The organism is Nocardioides sp. P5_C9_2, assembly GCF_054049555.1.
Window position 1 is genome coordinate 1 of record NZ_JBFUMD010000452.1, and the last position, 3162, is coordinate 3162.

Genomic DNA, 3162 nt, shown 5'->3' on the forward strand with positions numbered 1-3162 from the left:
TGACCAAGCAGCTCAACAAGCTGGTGGAGGTCATCAAGATCGTCGAGCTCGACCACGCCGGCTCGATCGACCGGGAGCTGATGCTGGTCAAGGTCCGCGCCGACGCCGCCACCCGGGGCGCCGTCCTCGACGCCGTACAGCTCTTCCGGGCCAAGGTCGTCGACGTGGCCCCGGACGCGGTCACCATCCAGGTCACCGGCAACTCCGACAAGCTCGCCGACTTCCTGCGGGTGCTCGAGCCCTTCGGCATCCGCGAGCTCGTCCAGTCGGGCATGGTCGCCATCGGCCGTGGCTCGCGCTCGATCAGCGAGCGCAGCCTCCGACCGGTACCCGTCCCGGCGCCCGCCGTGTCCGACGGTTGATCGAAACCCTTCCCGATCCTGCACGTCCCAACCAGAAGGAGAGCCACCAGTGGCTGAGATGTTCTACGACGACGACGCCGACCTGTCCCTGATCCAGGGCAAGAACGTCGCCGTCATCGGTTACGGCAGCCAGGGCCACGCCCACGCGCTGAGCCTGCGCGACTCGGGCGTCGACGTCCGCGTCGGTCTCGCGCCGAGCTCGAAGAGCCGCGCCAAGGCCGAGGCCGAGGGCCTGCGCGTCCTCGACGTCGCCGAGGCGGTGGAGGAGGCCGACGTCATCGTCATCCTCACCCCCGACCAGGTGCAGCGCCACGTCTACGCCGAGTCGATCGAGCCGCACCTCACCCCGGGTGACACGCTCGTCTTCGGGCACGGCTTCAACATCCGCTTCGGCTACATCACCCCGCCCGAGGGCGTCGACGTCTTCATGGTCGCCCCGAAGGGCCCCGGCCACCTGGTCCGTCGCGAGTACGTCGACGGCCGCGGCGTGCCGGTCCTCGTCGCCGTCGAGGAGGACGCCTCGGGCAGCGCCTGGGACCTCGCGCTGTCGTACGCCAAGGGCATCGGCGGCCTGCGCGCCGGCGGCATCAGGACGACCTTCGCCGAGGAGACCGAGACCGACCTCTTCGGCGAGCAGGCCGTGCTCTGCGGCGGCGCCTCCCAGCTCGTGATGTACGGCTTCGAGACGCTCATCGAGGCCGGCTACCAGCCCGAGGTCGCCTACTTCGAGTGCCTGCACGAGCTCAAGCTGATCGTCGACCTGATGTACGAGGGCGGCATCGCCAAGCAGCGCTGGTCGGTCTCCGACACGGCCGAGTACGGCGACTACGTCTCCGGTCCGCGGGTGATCACCCCGCAGGTGAAGGAGAACATGCAGGCCGTCCTGGAGGACATCAGGAACGGTGCGTTCGCGCAGCGCTTCATCGACGACCAGGACGCCGGCGCGCCGGAGTTCAAGGAGCTGCGCGCCCGGGGTGAGCAGCACCCGATCGAGTCCACCGGTCGCGAGCTGCGCAAGCTCATGGCCTGGGTGAAGTCGCACGACTCCGACTACGTCGAGGGCACCGCGACCCGCTGACCCACGTGCGATCCGACGGACCCCCGGGAACATCCGGGGGTCCGTCGAGCGTTCGGGACACCATGCGCATCGACATCTGGTCCGACGTGGTCTGCCCCTGGTGCTTCATCGGCAAGCGCCGTCTCGAGACGGCCCTGGCGGGCTTCGAGCACGCCGCCGATGTGGAGGTCGTCTGGCACTCCTTCCAGCTCGACCCCGGCGCCCCCGACGTACCAGTCGAGACCGTCGCGGAGGCGCTGGGGCGCAAGTACGGCGGCGGCCCCGCGGCGGGCAGGGACATGATCGACCGGGTCGAGGCGGTGGCCGCCGAGGAGGGCATGGTGTGGCGCCACCACGACTCGCTGCGTGTCGGCACCCTGGACGCGCACCGGCTCCTGCACCTGGCGCACCACGAGGGCGGGTCGGCGCTCCAGGGGATGCTCAAGGAGGCGCTCCTCACGGCGTACTTCGTCGAGGCGCGCAACGTGGCCGACCATGCCGTGCTCCGTGAGGTAGCCGTCGCGGCCGGGCTGGACGCGTCCGCGGTCGACCGGGTGCTCGGCAGCGACGAGCTGGCCGACGAGGTGTGGGCCGACATCGAGCAGGCGCAGYGCTTCGGTGCCACCGGCGTCCCGTTCTTCGTGATCGACGAGAAGTACGGCGTCAGCGGGGCCCAGCCGGCCGAGACCTTCAGCCAGGTGCTGGAGCGGGCCTGGTCGGAGCGCACGCCGGCCGTGCAGATGGTGGGAGGCGCGGGGGACGCCGGTGACGCGTGTGGCCCCGACGGCTGCGCCGTACCCCAGCCGTAGGCGTTCGCCCACGCTGCTGGGTCAGCCGTAGGCCTTCTCGCCGCGCGCGGCGGCCTGTGCCGTGGCCTCCACGCGCAGGACACGGGTCTCGTCGCGCTTCGCCGTGACGATCCAGGCCAGCATCTGCTTCTGGGCCGAGGGGGAGAAGTCGTCCCAGTGGTCCCGGGACCCGGGATGGGCGGCGAAGGCCGCGGCCAGGTCCTCGGGCACGACCCGGTCGTCGACCGCATCCATCAGGGTCCAGTTGCCGTTGGCCCGAGCGGTCTCGACAGCGGCCCGGCCGGGTGCCTCGAGGCGACCCTCCGCCTCCAGGCGGGCGATCCGGTCCTTGTTGGGCCGGGTCCACACGCTGACGGGTCGGCGGGGTGCGAACCACATCCGGGTCCGCTGGTCGTCGACCGGCTTCTGGGTCGAGTCCACCCAGCCCCAGCGCAGCGCCTCGACCACGCAGTCCTCGTACGAGACCGCCCGGTCGGCGGCCCGTCGACGCGAGACCAGCCAGACGCCGCTGCCGCGGCCGTGGTGGGCCACGAGCCAGGCCGACCACTCCTCGACGCTCCGCGGCTCGATGTCCTCCGCCTCGTCCTGCACGCCCATGCCGGCCAGCGTCGCACACCGGTTCCGGGCTCGTCGCGATCCCGTCCCGGCGGCGTACGGCACGATGAGCACATGAGCGACCGCACGCTGGAGCAGACCCGCGCCCTCGGAGTCGAGACGACGGGCATCGAGATCATCGACGAGGCGGACCGGACGGCACGCCCGGCCGACCTCTTCTGGCCGTGGTTCGCGGCCAACGTGAGCGTCTTCGGCATCAGCTACGGCTCGTTCGTGCTCGGCTTCGGCATCTCGTTCTGGCAGGCGGCCGTCGTCGCCGTCGTGGGGATCGTGGTGTCGTTCGCGCTCTGTGGCGTCATCGCGATCGCCGGCAAGCGCG

At 71.1% G+C, this 3162-nt stretch carries 5 protein-coding genes; 4 read left to right on the forward strand and 1 reads right to left on the reverse strand.

Annotation, left to right across the window (positions count from 1 at the left end; translation table 11 throughout):
- The 3 genes from ilvN to ACXJKL_RS17950 form a co-directional block, all read left to right on the forward strand.
- Positions 1-362 (forward strand): acetolactate synthase small subunit (gene ilvN, locus ACXJKL_RS17940; protein ID WP_457208367.1); only part of this gene is annotated, 362 nt, incomplete at its 5' end.
- 49 nt (positions 363-411) lie between these two features.
- Complete coding sequence (gene ilvC / locus ACXJKL_RS17945; RefSeq protein WP_457208368.1) at positions 412-1440, forward strand: ketol-acid reductoisomerase; 1029 nt, start codon at positions 412-414, stop codon at positions 1438-1440.
- A gap of 62 nt (positions 1441-1502) precedes the next feature.
- A complete protein-coding gene (locus ACXJKL_RS17950) occupies positions 1503-2228 on the forward strand; it encodes a DsbA family oxidoreductase (protein ID WP_457208369.1) in 726 nt (241 codons plus the stop codon).
- Between the two features lie 21 nt (positions 2229-2249).
- On the opposite strand, the gene ACXJKL_RS17955 is transcribed toward ACXJKL_RS17950, so the two are convergent.
- Entirely contained in the window at positions 2250-2825 is a 576-nt protein-coding gene (locus tag ACXJKL_RS17955; RefSeq protein WP_457208370.1) for a YdeI/OmpD-associated family protein, read from the reverse strand.
- A 72-nt stretch (positions 2826-2897) separates the two neighbouring features.
- Between ACXJKL_RS17955 and ACXJKL_RS17960 the strand changes: the two genes are divergently transcribed.
- Positions 2898-3162: cytosine permease (locus ACXJKL_RS17960; RefSeq protein WP_457208371.1), on the forward strand; the 265-nt coding region annotated here is incomplete at its 3' end.

Bases quoted from the DNA above. Each gene is read 5' to 3' on its own strand.
- ACXJKL_RS17955 (WP_457208370.1), bottom strand. From the start codon at position 2,825: ATGGGCGTGCAGGACGAGGCGGAGGACATCGAGCCGCGGAGCGTCGAG.